Genomic DNA, 616 nt, shown 5'->3' on the forward strand with positions numbered 1-616 from the left:
GTCCCCGGAGCGGGCGAACAGCTCGTCGGGGGTGCCGGCGACGCGGACGTCCGGGAACCCGGCGCGGGCCTGCTCCTGCCGCTCGGGGTTCGAGGTGACCACCGTGTCGAGGACGAGGCCCTCGGTGGCGGCGATCAGCGGGGCGTGGAACACGGAACCCGCGAGGCCGTAGCCGATCAGGCCCACGCGGAGGGGAGTACCAGTCATGCGACCTACTTTCGCAACGCTGTTGCCAAAGTGCAAGCGCGGGGGAGAATGGGCCGCGTGAACGGGACGAACGGCGGCGGCACGGTGAGCGGCAGGGACGGCGGCGCGCGTGTCGTGGCGGGCGGCGCGGCGAGTGGCGTGGCGGGCGGTGCCCTCGGCGCGAACCTCCTCGCCGTGCGCAGNNCCCGGCTGCGCGAGGAGGGCCTCGCCGCGGAGGCCGGCCGCCGCGCCTCCACGGGCGGCAAACCGCGCACGGTGCTGCGGCTGGTGCCCGGCGCCGCCCACGCGGTCGGCGTCCACCTCGACCGCGACGCCCTGCGGATCGTCCTCACCGACCTCGACGGGAGTGTGGTGGGGGAACGGCGAGGGCCGCTCGACCTGGGCGCGGGTGCGGAGGCGGTGCTCGGCG

Annotated in this window: 1 protein-coding gene and 1 pseudogene; one reads left to right on the forward strand and one right to left on the reverse strand. The window is 76.4% G+C overall.

Features of this window, described 5'->3' with window-relative positions:
• A partial coding sequence (locus BZL64_RS30615) for a Gfo/Idh/MocA family oxidoreductase (protein WP_341868840.1) occupies positions 1–207 on the reverse strand: 207 nt, incomplete at its 3' end.
• Between the two features lie 48 nt (positions 208–255).
• On the opposite strand from BZL64_RS30615, the pseudogene BZL64_RS30620 reads away from it, so the two are divergent.
• A pseudogene (locus tag BZL64_RS30620) lies at positions 256–616 on the forward strand (ROK family transcriptional regulator); the annotation flags it as partial.

Origin of the sequence: Streptomyces bobili, from assembly GCF_002154575.1 — a bacterium.
GTDB classification, from domain to species: Bacteria; Actinomycetota; Actinomycetes; order Streptomycetales; family Streptomycetaceae; genus Streptomyces; species Streptomyces bobili.